Source organism: Pseudomonas ceruminis, assembly GCF_021602025.1.
In the GTDB taxonomy this organism is placed as follows: domain Bacteria; phylum Pseudomonadota; class Gammaproteobacteria; order Pseudomonadales; family Pseudomonadaceae; genus Aquipseudomonas; species Aquipseudomonas ceruminis.
Map to the genome: position 1 here is coordinate 52,735 of NZ_BQHW01000003.1, position 15,506 is coordinate 68,240.

General features: G+C 61.8%; 18 protein-coding genes and 1 tRNA gene. 12 read left to right on the top strand and 7 right to left on the bottom strand.

From position 1 onward, the window contains the following. Positions 1-5 precede the first annotated feature (5 nt). The gene (locus L6D80_RS04410) at positions 6-701 is read left to right on the top strand and encodes a glutathione S-transferase N-terminal domain-containing protein (RefSeq protein ID WP_054902672.1); all 696 of its coding nucleotides are present in this window, start codon (positions 6-8) and stop codon (positions 699-701) included. Positions 702-747: 46 nt separating this feature from the next. On the opposite strand, the gene L6D80_RS04415 is transcribed toward L6D80_RS04410, so the two are convergent. Further along, positions 748-2,364: an inorganic phosphate transporter gene (locus tag L6D80_RS04415; RefSeq protein ID WP_054902673.1), complete on the bottom strand. Its 1,617-nt coding sequence runs from the start codon at positions 2,362-2,364 to the stop codon at positions 748-750. A 127-nt stretch (positions 2,365-2,491) separates the two neighbouring features. On the opposite strand from L6D80_RS04415, the gene L6D80_RS04420 reads away from it, so the two are divergent. The 8 genes from L6D80_RS04420 (at position 2,492) to L6D80_RS04455 (ending at position 9,281) form a co-directional block, all read left to right on the top strand. Then, positions 2,492-2,878 carry a DUF488 domain-containing protein gene (locus tag L6D80_RS04420; RefSeq protein WP_176512824.1) on the top strand — a complete coding sequence of 129 codons (387 nt, stop codon included), beginning with the start codon at positions 2,492-2,494 and terminating at the stop codon, positions 2,876-2,878. After that, on the top strand, positions 2,868-3,299 hold the full coding sequence (locus L6D80_RS04425; RefSeq protein ID WP_176512825.1) for a GNAT family N-acetyltransferase: 432 nt from the start codon (positions 2,868-2,870) through the stop codon (positions 3,297-3,299). Before L6D80_RS04420 ends, L6D80_RS04425 begins: the two co-directional genes overlap by 11 nt. 158 nt (positions 3,300-3,457) lie before the next feature. After that, complete coding sequence (locus L6D80_RS04430; RefSeq protein ID WP_054902676.1) at positions 3,458-3,847, top strand: helix-turn-helix domain-containing protein; 390 nt, start codon at positions 3,458-3,460, stop codon at positions 3,845-3,847. A gap of 63 nt (positions 3,848-3,910) precedes the next feature. Then, complete coding sequence (gene gacA, locus L6D80_RS04435) at positions 3,911-4,549, top strand: response regulator transcription factor GacA (protein WP_054902677.1); 639 nt, start codon at positions 3,911-3,913, stop codon at positions 4,547-4,549. Between the two features lie 5 nt (positions 4,550-4,554). After that, on the top strand, positions 4,555-6,378 hold the full coding sequence (uvrC, locus tag L6D80_RS04440; RefSeq protein WP_054902678.1) for an excinuclease ABC subunit UvrC: 1,824 nt from the start codon (positions 4,555-4,557) through the stop codon (positions 6,376-6,378). 33 nt (positions 6,379-6,411) lie between these two features. Beyond that, entirely contained in the window at positions 6,412-6,972 is a 561-nt protein-coding gene (pgsA, locus tag L6D80_RS04445; RefSeq protein ID WP_054902679.1) for a CDP-diacylglycerol--glycerol-3-phosphate 3-phosphatidyltransferase, read from the top strand. Between the two features lie 63 nt (positions 6,973-7,035). Then, positions 7,036-7,111 (top strand) — tRNA-Gly (locus L6D80_RS04450). A gap of 226 nt (positions 7,112-7,337) precedes the next feature. Then, the gene (locus L6D80_RS04455) at positions 7,338-9,281 is read left to right on the top strand and encodes a tyrosine-type recombinase/integrase (RefSeq protein WP_017642575.1); all 1,944 of its coding nucleotides are present in this window, start codon (positions 7,338-7,340) and stop codon (positions 9,279-9,281) included. Between the two features lie 48 nt (positions 9,282-9,329). On the opposite strand, the gene L6D80_RS04460 is transcribed toward L6D80_RS04455, so the two are convergent. Then, entirely contained in the window at positions 9,330-9,971 is a 642-nt protein-coding gene (locus L6D80_RS04460; RefSeq protein ID WP_023110687.1) for a substrate-binding domain-containing protein, read from the bottom strand. A gap of 95 nt (positions 9,972-10,066) precedes the next feature. Between L6D80_RS04460 and L6D80_RS04465 the strand changes: the two genes are divergently transcribed. Beyond that, on the top strand, positions 10,067-10,375 hold the full coding sequence (locus tag L6D80_RS04465) for a helix-turn-helix domain-containing protein (protein ID WP_017642573.1): 309 nt from the start codon (positions 10,067-10,069) through the stop codon (positions 10,373-10,375). A 26-nt stretch (positions 10,376-10,401) separates the two neighbouring features. Here L6D80_RS04465 and L6D80_RS04470 read toward each other — a convergent pair whose 3' ends face one another. Together L6D80_RS04470 and hppD are read right to left on the bottom strand one after the other, a co-directional pair. Next, positions 10,402-11,295 (bottom strand): LysR family transcriptional regulator, encoded by an 894-nt coding sequence (locus tag L6D80_RS04470; RefSeq protein ID WP_003821171.1) that lies wholly within the window; start codon positions 11,293-11,295, stop codon positions 10,402-10,404. A 320-nt stretch (positions 11,296-11,615) separates the two neighbouring features. After that, positions 11,616-12,704 (bottom strand): 4-hydroxyphenylpyruvate dioxygenase, encoded by a 1,089-nt coding sequence (gene hppD / locus L6D80_RS04475; RefSeq protein ID WP_003821169.1) that lies wholly within the window; start codon positions 12,702-12,704, stop codon positions 11,616-11,618. A gap of 131 nt (positions 12,705-12,835) precedes the next feature. On the opposite strand from hppD, the gene L6D80_RS04480 reads away from it, so the two are divergent. Together L6D80_RS04480 and L6D80_RS04485 are read left to right on the top strand one after the other, a co-directional pair. Next, positions 12,836-13,318 carry an Lrp/AsnC family transcriptional regulator gene (locus L6D80_RS04480; protein WP_033471055.1) on the top strand — a complete coding sequence of 161 codons (483 nt, stop codon included), beginning with the start codon at positions 12,836-12,838 and terminating at the stop codon, positions 13,316-13,318. 100 nt (positions 13,319-13,418) lie between these two features. Continuing rightward, entirely contained in the window at positions 13,419-13,613 is a 195-nt protein-coding gene (locus L6D80_RS04485) for a heavy-metal-associated domain-containing protein (protein WP_003821167.1), read from the top strand. Positions 13,614-13,687: 74 nt separating this feature from the next. On the opposite strand, the gene L6D80_RS04490 is transcribed toward L6D80_RS04485, so the two are convergent. The 3 genes from L6D80_RS04490 to cueR all read right to left on the bottom strand — a co-directional run bounded on the left by L6D80_RS04490 (position 13,688) and on the right by cueR (position 15,503). Continuing rightward, a complete protein-coding gene (locus L6D80_RS04490; protein WP_017642570.1) occupies positions 13,688-14,446 on the bottom strand; it encodes a MauE/DoxX family redox-associated membrane protein in 759 nt (252 codons plus the stop codon). Positions 14,447-14,669: 223 nt separating this feature from the next. After that, entirely contained in the window at positions 14,670-15,008 is a 339-nt protein-coding gene (gene fdx, locus L6D80_RS04495; RefSeq protein ID WP_003821165.1) for an ISC system 2Fe-2S type ferredoxin, read from the bottom strand. A gap of 15 nt (positions 15,009-15,023) precedes the next feature. Further along, entirely contained in the window at positions 15,024-15,503 is a 480-nt protein-coding gene (gene cueR / locus L6D80_RS04500) for a Cu(I)-responsive transcriptional regulator (RefSeq protein ID WP_003821164.1), read from the bottom strand. Between the last annotated feature and the right edge of the window lie 3 nt (positions 15,504-15,506).

Sequence of the window (15,506 nt, forward strand, 5' to 3'; positions counted from 1 at the left end):
TGACCATGACCGATCTCAGCGCATTCCCCATCACCCGCAAATGGCCCGCGCAACACCCCGAGCGCCTGCAGCTGTACTCCTTGCCCACGCCCAACGGCGTGAAGGTATCGATCATGCTGGAGGAGATCGGCCTGGCGTACGAGCCGCACAAGGTCAGCTTCGACACCGATGACCAGCTGAGCCCCGAGTTCATCTCCCTTAGCGCCAACAACAAGATCCCGGCGATCCTCGACCCCAACGGCCCTGGCGGCAAGCCGTTACCGCTGTTCGAGTCTGGGGCGATCCTGCAGTACCTGGCGGAAAAGAGCGGGCAGTTGCTCAGCCAGGACCCGGCAACCCGTTACCAGACCCTTCAGTGGCTGATGTTCCAGATGGGCGGCATCGGGCCGATGTTCGGCCAGGTGGGGTTCTTCCATTTCTTCGCAGGCAAGGAATACGAAGACAAGCGCCCACGGGACCGTTACGTCAACGAATCGAAACGCCTGCTGGGTGTGCTCGACCGGCATCTGCAGGGGCGCGAGTGGATGGTCGATGAGTACAGCATCGCCGACATCGCCATCTTCCCCTGGGTGCGCAACCTGGTGGAGCGCTACAACGCCCGTGACCTGGTGGGGTTCGACGCATTCAAGGACGTGCAACGGGTGCTGGCCACCTTCCTTGAGCGGCCAGCGGTACAGCGCGGCCTGAAAGTCCCCGCGTGATGTTGGCAGGCCTGGCCCCTGTCGTCGGTGAGCCAGGCCGTTTGATTCAGAACACGTGGGTCAACAGCCAGTAAAGGCACCCGGCCAACAGCATTGCCGCTGGCAAGGTCAGTACCCATGCCATCAGCAGGTTGATCAACGTGCGTCTCTGGATGCCCGAGCCGTTGGCGACCATGGTGCCAGCTACCCCTGAGCTCAGCACATGGGTCGTCGAAACGGGCAGCCCGAACATATCCGCGGCACCGATGGTACACATTGCAACCACCTCTGCCGATGCGCCCTGGGCATAGCTCAAGTGCGTCTTGCCGATCTTCTCGCCGACCGTGACCACGATACGCCGCCAACCGACCATGGTGCCCAGGCCCAAGGCGATGGCCACGGCGACCTTGACCCACAGCGGGATGTAGCGGGTGGCGTCGTCCAGTTGCGTCTTGAACAGTTGCACATGGCTGCGGGTGTCGGCGTCGAAGGCTACCAGCTGGTTTTTCTCGATCAGGCGGATGGCTTCGCTGGTCAGGTACATGTCATTGCGCACGTTGGCCATGGCTTCGGCAGGTACACGCTTGAGCGACCCGTAACCTTTCACCTCCTCGCCGATCATGCCGGTCAGGGCAGCGAGTGCGGGTACCAATTGAGGGTTGGCCTTGGGTTCGGTGATGAACGTGGTCAGTACCTGTCGCGGATCTGCCGGGGTTGGCTGAGGGTTGCTGCGCACCAGCGCCTGGCGGGTTACCTCGGCGACGGCGGAGAACTGCAGTGCCTGTTCGCTGGGCATGGTTTTGTTCAGCGCATAGGCCATCGGCAGGGTGCCCACCAGAATCAGCATGATCAGGCCCATGCCCTTTTGCCCGTCGTTGGAGCCATGGGCGAATGAGACGCCGGTGCAGGTCAGGATCAACACGCCGCGGATCCACCAGGGCGGCGGTGTCTGGCCTTCGGGCGCCTGGTACAGCTCCTTGCGCTTGACCAGCGCACGCAGGGCCAGCAGCAACAAGGCCGCACAGGCAAAGCCGATCAGTGGCGAGAACAGCAGGGCGTAGCCGACCTTGCTGGCTTGGCCCCAATCCACCCCACTGGTACCGTCACGTCCGTGCATCAGTGCGTTGGCCACACCAACGCCGATGATTGAGCCAATCAGCGTATGCGACGAGGACGCCGGCAGGCCTAACCACCAGGTGCCCAGGTTCCAGATAATCGCAGCCAGCAGCAACGCGAAAACCATGGCGAAGCCTGCCGTCGAGCCCACTTGCAGAATCAGTTCTACCGGCAGCAACGCGATGATGCCGAACGCCACCGCGCCGCTGGAAAGCAGCACACCCAGAAAATTGCACAACCCCGACCACACCACGGCCACTGGTGCCGGTAATGAGTGGGTGTAGATCACCGTGGCCACGGCATTGGCGGTATCGTGGAAGCCATTGACGAACTCGAAACCCAGGGCAATCAACAGTGCCAGGCCCAGCAGCAGAAACGGCGTGACCGTGGTGATCACCGTGCCGCTGGCGCTGACGTCCTGCTTGAGACTCCAGGCGGTATAGGCGAGGCCGACCATGAGCAGGCCGAAGAACAGCAAGAGCGTGGCGCGCCCCGGTTTGTGGGTTAGCTGGGGGCGGGCATCGCGTTGAGCCAGGTGCGGCTGGCTGGCCAGTGATGGGGTTGCCATGGGGGCTCCGGTGGCGTCGGGCAAAGGTGCCGAAGGCTATGAGAATAGAAACAATTGGTTACCGGAACGTGACCTCGATCAATGAATTACCTAGGCTCAAGACAGGTGGTTATAGCAGGAGAATCCCATGATCCGCTGCAAGCGCGTCTATGGCGCAGTCGAAAAGGAGGATGGCCAGCGCGTGCTGGTCGACAGGCTGTGGCCACGTAATCTTCGTAGGGAAGCCCTGCATGGCCAGTGGTTGCGCGAAGTGGCGCCGTCAACCGATTTGCGCAAGGCGTTTCACCAGGGCGAGGTGGATTTCGCCACCTTTACCCAACGCTACCACCTGGAGCTGGCGGCGCACCCCGAGCACTGGTATCCGTTGCTGGACCTGGCGGCCAAGGGTGACCTGACCCTCCTTTTTGCCGGCAAGGATACCGAGCACAACAACGCTCAGGTGCTGGCCGCTTGGCTTGAGGATGAGTTGGAGCGGCGCGGGCCGGGCAGTTCACCGGTGTGTTATGCCCATTGAGCTGACCCCCGCCAGCGATGCCCACTGCAGCTTTGCCCGCGACCTGACGCGTCGCGCCATGCTGCCCTATTACCGGCAGTTCGACCTGTTGTGGGTCGAGGACGCATTCGACCAGGCGTGGGGCTGGCGTGAGCAATGGTTGGTGGTGGATGGCGAACGCGTGTTGGGCTACTGCAGCCTCAGCCAGGATCGCCAGGCGTTGTTCATCCGCGAGCTGCACCTGTTGCCCGAGCATCGCGGGCAAGGGGCGGGTAGCCAGGTACTGGAACAATTGGTCGGCTGGGCAGCGCAGCGGCGGTTGCCGTTACTGCGGCTGATGGTATTCAAGAGCAACCCGGCGCGGCAGCTCTACTTGCGCCACGGTTTTGTGGAAATGGGTGAGGATGGGTGTTTCGTACGGATGCAGCGGGCCGTTGGGTGAGCCGCACTGGCGCTGAGAGCTGCCAGGCTGCCGGGTAGTGGCGCAATGCTGGCTTGCGACGGTTGCAAGCGATGGGCATAGTGACCGTAGAGTCTGCAATTGCTCACAGGGTTGTGAGCATTACCCGATGACGATAAAGGAACAAGGAGAAGCGTCACATGAATGGACTCGGTCCACGCCTGAGGGAAGAGCGTGAACGGTTGGGGATGACCCAGCGCGTATTCGGCGATATAGGCGGTGTCGAACCCAATGCCCAGGGTAAATACGAAAGTGGCGAGCGTACGCCGCGGGTCGACTACCTGGCGGCCTTGGCGGCCAAGGGGGTGGATGCCCTGTATGTGCTAAGCGGTGTGCGCACGCCTGCGCCACTGGAAAGCCTGACCACCGATGAAACCGGCGTGCTCGGTGCTTTCCGGGGCTTGTCGGCAGCCGATCAGGCGGCTTTTCGGCATTTGTTGGGGCGCCTGGTGGGTGAGGGCGGTAGCCGGGAAGCCCTGTGGCCCCAGCGGCTTGAGCGTCAGCCATTTCTGAAGGAAGTTTTGCGCTAGGTCCGCCGTGAAAAATTTTGTTAAGGTGGCGGGATCCAATCGCCGTGTTGACGAGGTGTCTGCTTGATTAGGGTCCTAGTGGTCGACGATCACGATCTGGTACGAACCGGTATTACACGCATGCTCGCCGACATCGATGGCTTGCAGGTGGTGGGTGAGGCGGATTCGGGCGAGTCGGCACTCAAGCTGGCCCGAGAGCTCAAGCCGGATGTCGTGCTGATGGACGTGAAGATGCCTGGGATCGGCGGCCTGGAGGCGACCCGCAAGCTGCTGCGCAGCCACCCTGATACCAAAGTGGTCGCCGTCACTGTGTGCGAAGACGACCCGTTTCCTACAAGGTTGATGCAAGCCGGCGCCGCCGGTTACCTGACCAAAGGTGCGGGCCTGGATGAAATGGTCCAGGCCATCCGCCTGGCCTTTGCCGGCCAGCGCTACATCAGCCCACAGATAGCCCAGCAGTTGGCGCTGAAGTCGTTCCAGCCGCAAGGCTCACCGTTCGACGCGTTGTCGGAGCGGGAAATCCAGATCGCCCTGATGATCGTTGGCTGCCAAAAAGTGCAGATCATCTCTGACAAGTTGTGCCTGTCCCCCAAGACCGTCAATACTTACCGTTATCGGATCTTCGAAAAACTCTCGGTTACCAGTGACGTCGAACTGACGTTACTGGCCGTTCGCCACGGTATGGTCGACGCAAGCCTGTAACCCTCATGTCAAACACCTTTGATGCCAGCGCGTTCCTGGCGACCTGCAGCGGTCGTCCGGGCGTCTACCGAATGTTCGACGCGGAGGCTCGGCTGCTCTATGTGGGCAAGGCCAAGAACCTCAAAAAGCGCCTGACCAGCTATTTTCGCAAGACCGGCCTGGCGCCGAAAACCGCCGCGCTGGTGGGCCGTATCGCCCAGGTCGAGACCACCATCACTGCCAACGAGACCGAGGCCCTGCTGCTCGAGCAGAACCTGATCAAGCAGTGGCGACCGCCGTACAACATTTTGTTGCGCGACGATAAATCCTACCCCTACGTGTTTCTGTCCGACGGCCAATTCCCGCGCCTGGGTATTCACCGTGGTGCGAAGAAAGCCAAGGGTCGTTACTTCGGACCCTACCCCAGCGCGGGCGCCATCCGCGAGAGCCTCAGCCTGTTGCAGAAGGCCTTTTCGGTGCGCCAGTGTGAGGACAGTTATTACGCCAACCGCACCCGGCCATGCCTGCAATACCAGATCAAGCGTTGCAAGGGGCCGTGCGTCGGCCTGGTCGAGGCCGAGGAATACGCCGAGGACGTGCGCCACTCGGTAATGTTCCTGGAGGGCCGCAGCCAGCAGTTGGGCAACGAGCTCAATGCCGAGATGGAAAAGGCCGCCATGGCCTTGAATTTCGAGAAAGCCGCCGAGCTGCGCGATCAGATCGCCTTGCTGCGGCGCGTGCAGGACCAGCAGTACATCGAGGGCGGCTCTGGCGACGTCGACGTCGTTGCCGCTTTCGTCAACCCCGGTGGCGCCTGCGTGCACCTGATCAGCGTGCGTGGCGGGCGAGTGCTGGGCAGCAAGAACTTCTTCCCTCAGGTGGGTATCGAGGAAGAGGTGGCCGAGGTCATGGCCGCGTTCCTGTCCCAGTACTACCTGGGTAATGCCGAACGCGAACTGCCCGGCGAGCTGATCGTCAACGTGGTGCACGAGGACTTCGCCGCCATCAGTGAAGCGCTGCAGACCCTGCGCGGCCGCGAGCTGACCATCAGCCACCGGGTGCGTGGCACCCGCGCCCGCTGGCAGCAACTGGCGGTGACCAACGCCGAGCAGGCGCTCAACGCCCGCCTGGCCAACCGCCAGCACATGGCCGCGCGCTTCGAGGCCTTGGCCCAGGTGCTCGGGTTGGATGAAGTGCCGCAGCGCCTGGAGTGCTACGACATCAGCCATTCCAGCGGTGAAGCCACGGTGGCCAGCTGTGTGGTATTCGGCCCGGAAGGCCCGATCAAGTCCGATTACCGGCGCTTCAACATCGAAGGCGTGACCGCCGGTGACGACTACGCCGCCATGCACCAGGCCCTGACACGCCGTTACGGGCGCATCAAGGACGGCGAGGGCAAACTGCCCGACGTGCTGTTGGTCGACGGCGGCAAAGGCCAGTTGAACATGGCCCGCGAAGTGATGCAGGAGCTGGCCTTCACTGATCTGACCCTGTTGGGCGTGGCCAAGGGTGTGACCCGCAAGGCCGGTTTCGAAACCCTGTACCTCAACGATGTGGCCCACGAATTCACCCTCAAGGGCGACAATCCGGCGCTGCACCTGATCCAGCAGATCCGTGACGAAGCTCACCGCTTCGCCATCACAGGCCACCGCGCCCGGCGTGGCAAGGCCCGGCGAGTGTCCAGCCTGGAAGACGTTGCCGGGGTAGGGCCCAAGCGCCGTCGCGACCTGCTGAAACATTTCGGCGGCCTGCAGGAGCTCAACCGCGCCAGTATCGACGAAATCGCCAAAGCGCCCGGCATTAGTAAAAAGCTTGCCGAGTCGATTTATGCCAGCCTGCATAGCGAGTAGAATGCCGGGCTCAACCCGCAGCCAGTCGTACCGATGAATATTCCAAACTTGCTCACCGTTCTACGCGTCCTGCTCATCCCGATCTTCATCCTGCTGTTCTATGTGCCCTATCACTGGAGCTACATGGCCGCCAGCACGGTGTTCGCCATCGCCGCCGCCACCGACTGGCTGGACGGCTACCTGGCGCGTCGTCTGCAGCAGAGCACGCCGTTCGGTGCCTTCCTCGACCCTGTGGCCGACAAGCTGATGGTGGCCGTGGCGCTGGTGCTGCTGGTGCAGGTGCACGCCAACTTCTGGCTAACCCTGCCGGCCGCCGTGATCATCGGCCGTGAGATCGTTGTCTCGGCCCTGCGCGAATGGATGGCTGAACTGGGGGCGAGGGCGCACGTGGCGGTGTCCAACCTCGGCAAGTGGAAAACCGCCGCGCAGATGCTGGCGCTGGTTATTCTGCTGGCCAACCCGCCGGTGGTGAGTTTCTGGGTGATTCTGGGCTATGCGTTGCTGCTGGTGGCTGCCGCACTTACGTTGTGGTCCATGGCGCATTACCTGCTAGCTGCCTGGCCGCACCTGCGCGAAGGCTCGGAACAAAAATAAAACTTTTTTGAATCAAGGGGTTGACGCCGTTTTAGATATCGCTAGAATGGCACCCATCACGACGCGGGAATAGCTCAGTTGGTAGAGCACGACCTTGCCAAGGTCGGGGTCGCGAGTTCGAGTCTCGTTTCCCGCTCCAAATTATGATCTACAGACTTCTACTGACGTCTGTAAGTCATTGAAAAAAGGGGCTTCGGCCCCTTTTTCCATTCCAGCGAGCGCCACGGAAATCCACCCACAGCTACCGTTTTTGAGTGACCAATTGAGGCACAAGAATACGGGTGGGACGGCTACCGGATAGTTGCTGGGGCTGAGCGGGAACCATGACGAGCATAGGGCCTAAGTCATTACTTAGGAGCCTCGAAATGGCACTCTCTGATCTGACCGTCCGGCAGGCAAGAACCACCGGAAAACGCTACACCCTCTCCGATAATGACTGCCTGGGCCTGATGGTCTCTGCTGCAGGCGGTAAGTCGTGGATGTTTCGCTACTACTGGCTGGGCAAGCAAAAACGTATGTCCCTGGGCGGATATCCTGCCCTCAGCTTGCGCGAGGCCCGCGCCGAGCGGGATAAGGCCCAAGCCCTGCTTGCCAGGGGGGTTGATCCGCAAATCGAGCGTGACCAGCGCCGGCACGCGGCCAAATTGGCGGGTGAATACACCTTTAGGAACGTTTTTGATGCCTGGGTCGAGCATCGCCGCAAGGAACTCAAGGAAGGCCGCCAGAGCACCCTGTCGCAGATTCTGCGCATCTTCAACAAGGACGTGCTGCCCGCCTTAGGGAAGATGTCGATCTACGACATTCGCCGCCCTCAGCTCCTGGGAGTTCTGGCGGCGATCGAGAAGCGCAAAGCGTTCACCACCGCCGAGAAGGTTCGCACCTGGTTCAACCAGATGTTCCGCTATGCCTTGGTCGTTGCCGAGGGCTTGGAGGTCAACCCTGCTGCTGACCTGGATGTGGTGGCCGAACCCAAGCCCCCGGTGACCCACAATCCCTATCTGCACCTGCCCGAGATGCCCGAGTTCCTTCAGAAGCTTCGGCTCTACACCCCCCGCGGCTGGCAGACCCAGCTTGGTGTGCGGCTGCTGTTGTTAACTGGGGTGCGGACGGGCGAATTGCGGCTGGCCGAGCCTGAGCAGTTCGACCTCGACCGCGGCTTGTGGATCATCCCGCCACAATTCGTCAAGCAGCTCCAGGACGAAATGCGCAAGGCCGGTAAGCGGCCGCAGGACGTGCCGCCCTACATCGTGCCCCTCTCTCTGCAGGCCATCGAGATCGTGCGCTATCTTCTGAGCGCGATGCGGCCGGCGCAGAAGTACTTGTTGGCTCATACCAGCGAACTCAAGAAGCGCATCAGCGAAAATACGCTGAACAAGGCCTTGCAGCTCATGGGTTACGAGGGGCGCCTGACCGGGCACGGCATCCGCGGCACCATCTCGACGGCGCTCAACGAAATCGGCTATCCGAAAATTTGGGTGGATGCACAGCTATCGCACTCCGACCCCAACAAGGTCAGCTCGGCCTACAACCACGCCAAATACGTGGAGCCGAGGCGCCGGATGATGCAGGACTGGGCCGATCGCCTCGACCTGCTCGAACAGGGCGAGGTAGAAGCTGCGAGCGCACACCTGACCATCCGCATCGATGGGGTGCCTGCGATGGCAGAAGTGGAAGAGGCGGTGGGTGCGGCCCCCATCGTGGCCGAGCCCCCTGTGCCCGGCGTGCAGTCCCTTGTCGCAACGCCCATTGTCGTCACTTCGAGCAGCGGCGGAATCACGTTCCGGAGACTGTCGCATCTGCCGCCGCCTCCGGTGCATGTCCCAGAGCCGGAAGTGTCCGCGATCCAGCGCGAGCGCGAGGAAATGCTGGCTATCTATGAGTCGCCGAACAGCCTGCCGGTCCCGTTGTTCGGCAAGCTGGCCGGGAAGTCCAAGGACCAGATCAACCGCGAACTGAAAGCCGGAAAGTTGCTGGCTATCAGCCTTGGCAATCGGGGACAGCGTGTTCCGGACTGGCAACTGGTGCCGCTCAAACACAGGCTGGCCCAGGTGCTCATGAACCAGTGCCCGCACGCGGATTCTTGGGGACTTTACCGCATGCTGACCCAGCCGCACCCTGACCTGGGCGATCGCGCCGCCATCGATGCGGTCACGCCGACCAACGTGCCGGCGATCGTACGGGTCATCATGGGCGACTACCAGCATCACGAGGATGTGCCCAAGGCCGTCGCCCCGCAGCCCGTCCCGGAAGATGTGCGGCAGAGCGTTCGTAGGCTAGTGGACAGCGCTGTGGTGATCGAGGGAACCTAATCCACGGGTCAGCCTATGGCCGGGATGACGCTTCCGGCCGTAGGCCCATCACCTTGCACCTTCCCCAGCAATCTGTAGCGCTCTACGCTCGAACCGCTTGGCAGCAGAATCGGCTTGCGCGTGGGGCCGTTGGAGGTACGTCACGATATTGTAGGGGCCATCGGCGAGCGGTCGCATGCCGATCCCCCATTGATGGGCACGCTCGATGCGCGATTGCGCGCATACGCCGATGCCGTAGCCGGATGAGACCCACAGCGCCATCATCTCGAATGAAGTTGCAGACAGGATGTTCTCTTGGTCCACTGGCATGAGGGAGGCCAACCTCTCGTCCAGCAAGGGGCAAGCCTCCACCCGCCAGCGATAGATTGGATAATCCTGAAGATCTGAGATGGTGAGCTTCGCCTGGTTAACTAAGCGGGACCGCGGTGGTATCGCAACGGCCATGCTTTCGCACCATAGCCTCCGGCTACTCGTCAGGTGATCCCCCGCACCGCTAAGAGATAGTCCCGCGTCGTAGCGGCCCTCCTGCAGGCCCGTCATCAACTCTTGATCCGAAACTTCACGCACGGCCATCGCGACGCCCGGCTCCTGCGCTCGCTGCAGTGCAAGCAGCGCCGACAGCCGTGAAGACGGTACACCTGGCGCTATGGCGAGTGTGAAATTCGGGGGCGGACTGATGACGTCATGCATGGATACCCCCAAAGAGGCGGCGGGAGGGGATCGAAAAGATCTACCGACATCATACTAAAGAGATATCTTTAACGTGGTTAAAGATCAGTGATTCCATGACGCTTCTGCGAATGCAGAAGCGCACTATTCGGCCTGGACGGCCCGCCGGAGTAACCACCTATGAGTCCGCACCGGCGTTGGCGTTCGGGCAAGCGGTGCGAGCCGCTCGCCTGGATCAGGGGATTGCTCAGGATGAGTTCGCGGGCTTGGCGGGGATCGCGCGTTCGCACATGGGCAAGATTGAGCGCGGCGAGCACATGCCGACACTCGCTCTCATTCTAAAAATTTCCCTGGCTCTCAAGATCAGCTCGGCCGAACTGATGACGGCCACGGAGCGCAACCTCTACCTTCAGGGCGATGCGTGACGCCGGGTGTGGCGCAGGCGCCGTAGCTAATCGCTCTTTGGCGAACGCAAACGCTCGATGAAGCGCTCTACGGGAACGGATAGTCCGCTACCGCCTTCGGGCCGAAGCAGGTAGGTGATGATGACGGCCGAATCGAGCGCCAACGGCCGGATCACCACGTCGGGACGTTGGCATACCGCGATTCGGGTCGCCGTTGCGAAGCCGATGCCGTAACCAGCTCCGACCAACGTGAGCATCATGTCCAGCGACGAGACATGCTCAACGATGGTGGACTCGCGCTCCAGGGGATGTAGCAGCCGGGTCAATTCGCGGCAGTAGCCCTCGCAAAGCTGCGGATCGCACATCACCAGCGGGTAACTCACGAGTTCACGTAGCGACACTTCCTTGTGGGCCAGCAACGGGTGCCGGATCGGCAAGGTCACCACCAGCGGGTCCTGCCAGATGGGCTCCGTCACCAGTCCGTCGCCGACGTCCGCAGTGTGTGCGAAACCGATCGCGAAGTCGCCGGATCGCAGCCCCCGCAACTGTTCCGCCAGGGTGACCTCGGAGAGCCGTATTTCGATCTCCGGCTCCTCCTGGCGGCACAGGGCAAGAAGTGCAGACAGCCGCGGGTCGATGGCGCCATCGGAGATGGCGATGCGCACGCTGCCTCTTAGGCCTGCGGCGATCGCCCTGACGTTTTCTCGTGCCTGCTCCAGGTTGGTGAACAGCCGGCGAATGTCCTGAAGGAAGGTGGTACCCGCTGGCGTCAACCGCGTTCCCCGCCGATCGCGGTCAAAGAGCAGCACCCCCAGTTCGTCTTCCAATTCCTTGATCGTGCGGGACAGCGGCGGCTGCTCGATGTGCAAGCGCTCCGCAGCACGGGTGAAATGCAGCTCTTCGGCGAGAGCCACGAAGCAGCGCAAATGACGAAGTTCCATGGGCACGTCCTTCAGCAATCCTGGTCATTGGGTTGGCCACGGCGCATTGCTGCCGAAGTGCGCTTAGAGGGGGCGAGGTAGTGCTGGGTCCCTCTTCAGGGCGAGGAAAAAGGCCATCGGTGTATCTGAATAAGAATACATATGTTCATGTATTAACTCAAGTCAAGAGTGGTAGCAACTGTTTCGGAACGTGACGCCGAACCCAACCCGCTCAATGCTTGAGCGGCTAAGGCCGTACTGACGCCAAAGTAGCGCGAGCCCACAGAGGGGCTCGCGAGATGTAGGACCGAAGGCGCTCTGCCTTCATGGAAAAGCCCAAATCAGGCCGGGTTGATTTCCAACGAGCCACGGTTGATCTGGTCGCGTTCCATCGACTCGAACAAGGCGCCGAAGTTTCCTTCGCCGAAGCCCTCGCGGTAGTTGCCCTTGCGCTCGATGAACTCGAAGAACACCGGGCCAAGCAGCGGCTCGGAGAATATCTGCAGCAGCAGGCGGGGCTGGCCGCCTTCGGTCGTGCCGTCGAGCAGAATGCCGCGCGCCTGCAACTCGGGCACGGGCTGGCCATGGCCGGGCAGGCGCTTTTCCAAGTTTGCGTAATAGATGTCGTTGGGGGCGGTCAGCAGCGGGATACCGGCCATCTGCACGCGGTCGAGCGCATCGAGTAGGTTGTCGCACAGCAGGGCGATGTGCTGGATGCCCTCGCCGCTGAACTGCATCAAGAATTCCTCAATCTGGCCGCCGCCCTGGCGTGCTTCCTCGTTCAGCGGGATGCGGATCAGGCCGTCCGGCGCGCTCATCGCCTTGGAAGCCAGGCCGGTGTACTCGCCGTTGATGTCGAAGTAGCGGATCTCCTGGAAGTTGAAGAACTTCGTGTAGAAGTCGGCCCAGTACGTCATGCGGCCGCGATAGACGTTGTGTGTGAGGTGATCGACGATCGAGAAGCCGTGGCCTTTGGGACGGCGATCCACACCGGGTAGGAATTCGAAGTCGATGTCGTAGATGGACTTGCCGTCCTCGAAGCGATCGATCAGGTACAGCGGCGCGCCGCCGATGCCCTTGATCGCCGGTAGGCGCAACTCCATCGGGCCAGTGGGAATGTCCATCGGCTGCGCGCCCAGCTCCAGCGCGCGGTGGTAGGCCTTGTGCGAATCCTTGACGCGGAACGCCAGCCCGCAGGGGCTGGGGCCGTGCTCGCCCGCGAAATACGCCGCCTGGCTTTTAGGCTCGCGGTTGACGATGAAGTTGATGTCGCCCTGGCGGTAGAGCGATACGTCCTTGGAGCGATGCCGGGCCACCTCGGTGAAGCCGAGCTTCTCGAACAGCGGCTCCAGCACGCCGGGCGTCGGCGAGGCGAACTCGACGAATTCAAAGCCGCACAGGCCCATCGGGTTGTCAAAAAGGTCGGTCATCAGGGGTGTCTCTCTTGGGTTTGGGGTGGAAATCTGGACACCCTAGATGGTAAGAAAAAGCCCGCACATCATTTCTGCAAAATCAATTGCAAATAGACTTCTTGATGCCTGATTCCTGCGTGGTGAAAGAAATGAGCACAGAAATAGTCCTTGATGGTACGGATAGACGCCTTATTGATGCATTGCAACGCAATGGAAGGTCCACCTTCGACGAACTGGCCGAACACGCAAGCCTGTCGTCCTCGGCCACGCTGAGGCGGGTGCGCCGCCTCGAAGAGGCTGGCGTCATCGCCGGCTATGTGGCCCTGGTGCACCCCGAACGCATCGGCCTCACCCTCACGGCCTACCTGAACGTGCGCCTCGAAAAGCACTCTGATTCGCACAAGCGCAACCCCATGGACGTGTTCCGCGCGTCGGTTCAGAACTGGCCCGAGGTGGTGGAGTGCCACGCGCTGACCGGCGACATGGACTACCTGTTGCGGGTGGTCGTCAGAGATATGGCCCACTACTCCCGCTTCGTGCTCGATACGCTGCTCAAGCACCCCAGCGTGCAAGACTGCAAGACCAGCTTCGTGCTGGACCGCGTGAAGAGCACCACGGCCTTGCCCCTATGAACATTCGGCAGGTTGGTGTGGCGGGGATGCAAATAGCGCTTGACCTTCCAACCGTGGCAAGGATCAAACTTTAAGCATCCCAACCCGAAAGGAGTTTTCCATGCAATTCCATCTCGAAGACATGACCTGCGGCGGCTGCGCCCGCACTGTGACGAAAACGATCCAAACGATCGACCCCAACGCCAAGATCGTTACGGACCCGCCGACCCGCCGTGTCGAGGTCCAGACCTCGGCCTCGCAAGAGCAGATCGCCGCGGCCCTGAGCGAAGCTGGCTTCCCGCCGCGCGCGCAGTAACACCGCGTCGTGGCCGGCATGCACACAGGACGGCCGATGCGAGCACGTGCGCTGCGCCATATCTGGCGCGGCGCTCAGTGCATCCCAAGGTAGGCGACCTTGGCCCACATCCACAGGGCCATCGCCACCATCATCAGGTTCTCGGTCAGGGACACGAAGTCCAGCGGCACGTTGCTGTCCCCGCCCACGCAGGCGCACTTGAGTTCCCGGCGATCGACATAGACCGCCTTGAAAACCGACACGGCCCCGACGGTCCCGATGAACAGCGCCAACGGAATCGACACCCACATCCCCACGCCCGCGACCATCAGGACGCCTGCGATGGCCTCCGCGAACGGGTAGAAATAGGCATACCGAACCCAGCGCTTGGCCAGCAGGTCGTAGTTGAGGAACATCGTCGCGAAGCCGTCCACGTCCTTGAGCTTCTGCAGCGCCAGGAGACACATGGCAAAGGCCACGAGCCACTCTGCCGCCTGAATGCTCCAGAGCTGGCCGAAGGCCGCCCAGCTCGCCGCCAGCGCCATCGCGGCCGCCATGGCGAACAGCGCGATCACAGGGGTGTAGGTCACGGCGTTCTTGTCCTTCACGGACATGCCGAAGAATTTGCGTAGGTCGTCGTAGCCGCCCACGCGCCGCCCGTTTATGAAGACCTGGGGCGTGGTCTCGACGCCATGCTCCTTCTTGAACGCATCCGTCTGCTCGCGGCTCGCCAAGTGTTTGTCCTCGACCTCGTAGCCCTTGCGTTTGAGCAGATCGAGCGACTTCAGCCCGTAGGGGCAGGTATGGCCGGGCATGACCATTCGGTAGAGCGTGGCTAGCTTGGGCGCAGACATGCAGGACTTCTCCTGTGTGACTTTCCATGGGCCGGCCGTCACGGATTTAAGGACGTTGATGACCTTTCCAGCCTAACCGACGACCGTGCAAAGGGAGTGTAGACACCTGGCTCGCGGGTTGGTCTGGCCCACGGGTTGGTTATCTGGCTGCAATGCCGTCAGTCCTCCATCTGCCAGAGCAACCCTGCCGCAGGCCGGTGCGCCTGAGGCAGCACGCAGGCTCCTAGTGGTTCTCCTTGGCATGGTTGATCGTGTACTTGGGGATCTCGACGGTCAGGTCTTCGGTCGCAACGATGGCCTGGCAGCTCAGCCGCGACTGCGCCTCCAGTCCCCAGGCCCGGTCGAGCAGATCATCCTCGCACTCCTCGACTTCGTTTAGAGAATTAAACCCCTTGCGCACGATGCAGTGACAGGTCGTGCAGGCACAGCTCATGTCGCAGGCATGCTCGATCTCGATGCCGTTGTCCAGCAGGGCCTCGCAGATCGAAGTGCCTGCTGGCACGTTCAGTTCGGCTCCCTCGGGAGCCAGTTCAGGATGGGGCAAGACTGTGATTTTGGGCATATCTCTCCTGGCTGCTCAGTGCGCACGCGGCTTTTTTCCTGCTGCGTTGGCTCGCGCGCGGCGCGGCACTGCGCCAGTGCGCGCTTCGGGCTTGTTGTCACTGGTATCGGGCTGCTCCAGCGTGTGCAGGATCGGGCAGTCGGGCCGTTCGTCGCCGGCGCAACACCGGATCAGCGCCTTGAGCGTCGCGGCCATCTCCAGCATGCTCTCGATGCGCCGGTCCAACTCGTCGATGTGTTGCTGGGCCAGACGCTTTACATCAGCACTCTGGCGCGACTTGTCATTCCACAGTCCCAGCAAGTCCGTGATCTCGGCTACCGAGAAGCCGAGGTCGCGCGAACGCCGGATGAAATGCAACCGGTGAACGTCGTCCTGGGTATAGGCGCGGTAGCCCGAATCGGTGCGGTCAGCCGGAGGGATCAGACCGATTTGCTCGTAGTAGCGGATCATTTTGGCCGAGACCTTCGAGGCCTTGGATGCTTCACCGATGTTCATGGT

Coding starts and splice junctions, on each gene's coding strand:
- L6D80_RS04430 (WP_054902676.1), top strand. CDS start 3,458: ATGAATGGACTCGGTCCACGCCTGAGGGAAGAGCGTGAACGGTTGGGG.
- L6D80_RS04490 (WP_017642570.1), bottom strand. CDS start 14,446: ATGTCTGCGCCCAAGCTAGCCACGCTCTACCGAATGGTCATGCCCGGC.
- uvrC (WP_054902678.1), top strand. CDS start 4,555: ATGTCAAACACCTTTGATGCCAGCGCGTTCCTGGCGACCTGCAGCGGT.
- cueR (WP_003821164.1), bottom strand. CDS start 15,503: ATGAACATCGGTGAAGCATCCAAGGCCTCGAAGGTCTCGGCCAAAATG.
- L6D80_RS04485 (WP_003821167.1), top strand. CDS start 13,419: ATGCAATTCCATCTCGAAGACATGACCTGCGGCGGCTGCGCCCGCACT.
- L6D80_RS04420 (WP_176512824.1), top strand. CDS start 2,492: ATGATCCGCTGCAAGCGCGTCTATGGCGCAGTCGAAAAGGAGGATGGC.
- hppD (WP_003821169.1), bottom strand. CDS start 12,704: ATGACCGACCTTTTTGACAACCCGATGGGCCTGTGCGGCTTTGAATTC.
- L6D80_RS04455 (WP_017642575.1), top strand. CDS start 7,338: ATGGCACTCTCTGATCTGACCGTCCGGCAGGCAAGAACCACCGGAAAA.
- L6D80_RS04410 (WP_054902672.1), top strand. CDS start 6: ATGACCGATCTCAGCGCATTCCCCATCACCCGCAAATGGCCCGCGCAA.
- L6D80_RS04465 (WP_017642573.1), top strand. CDS start 10,067: ATGACGCTTCTGCGAATGCAGAAGCGCACTATTCGGCCTGGACGGCCC.
- fdx (WP_003821165.1), bottom strand. CDS start 15,008: ATGCCCAAAATCACAGTCTTGCCCCATCCTGAACTGGCTCCCGAGGGA.
- L6D80_RS04470 (WP_003821171.1), bottom strand. CDS start 11,295: ATGGAACTTCGTCATTTGCGCTGCTTCGTGGCTCTCGCCGAAGAGCTG.
- L6D80_RS04415 (WP_054902673.1), bottom strand. CDS start 2,364: ATGGCAACCCCATCACTGGCCAGCCAGCCGCACCTGGCTCAACGCGAT.
- L6D80_RS04480 (WP_033471055.1), top strand. CDS start 12,836: ATGAGCACAGAAATAGTCCTTGATGGTACGGATAGACGCCTTATTGAT.
- L6D80_RS04425 (WP_176512825.1), top strand. CDS start 2,868: ATGCCCATTGAGCTGACCCCCGCCAGCGATGCCCACTGCAGCTTTGCC.
- pgsA (WP_054902679.1), top strand. CDS start 6,412: ATGAATATTCCAAACTTGCTCACCGTTCTACGCGTCCTGCTCATCCCG.
- L6D80_RS04460 (WP_023110687.1), bottom strand. CDS start 9,971: ATGCATGACGTCATCAGTCCGCCCCCGAATTTCACACTCGCCATAGCG.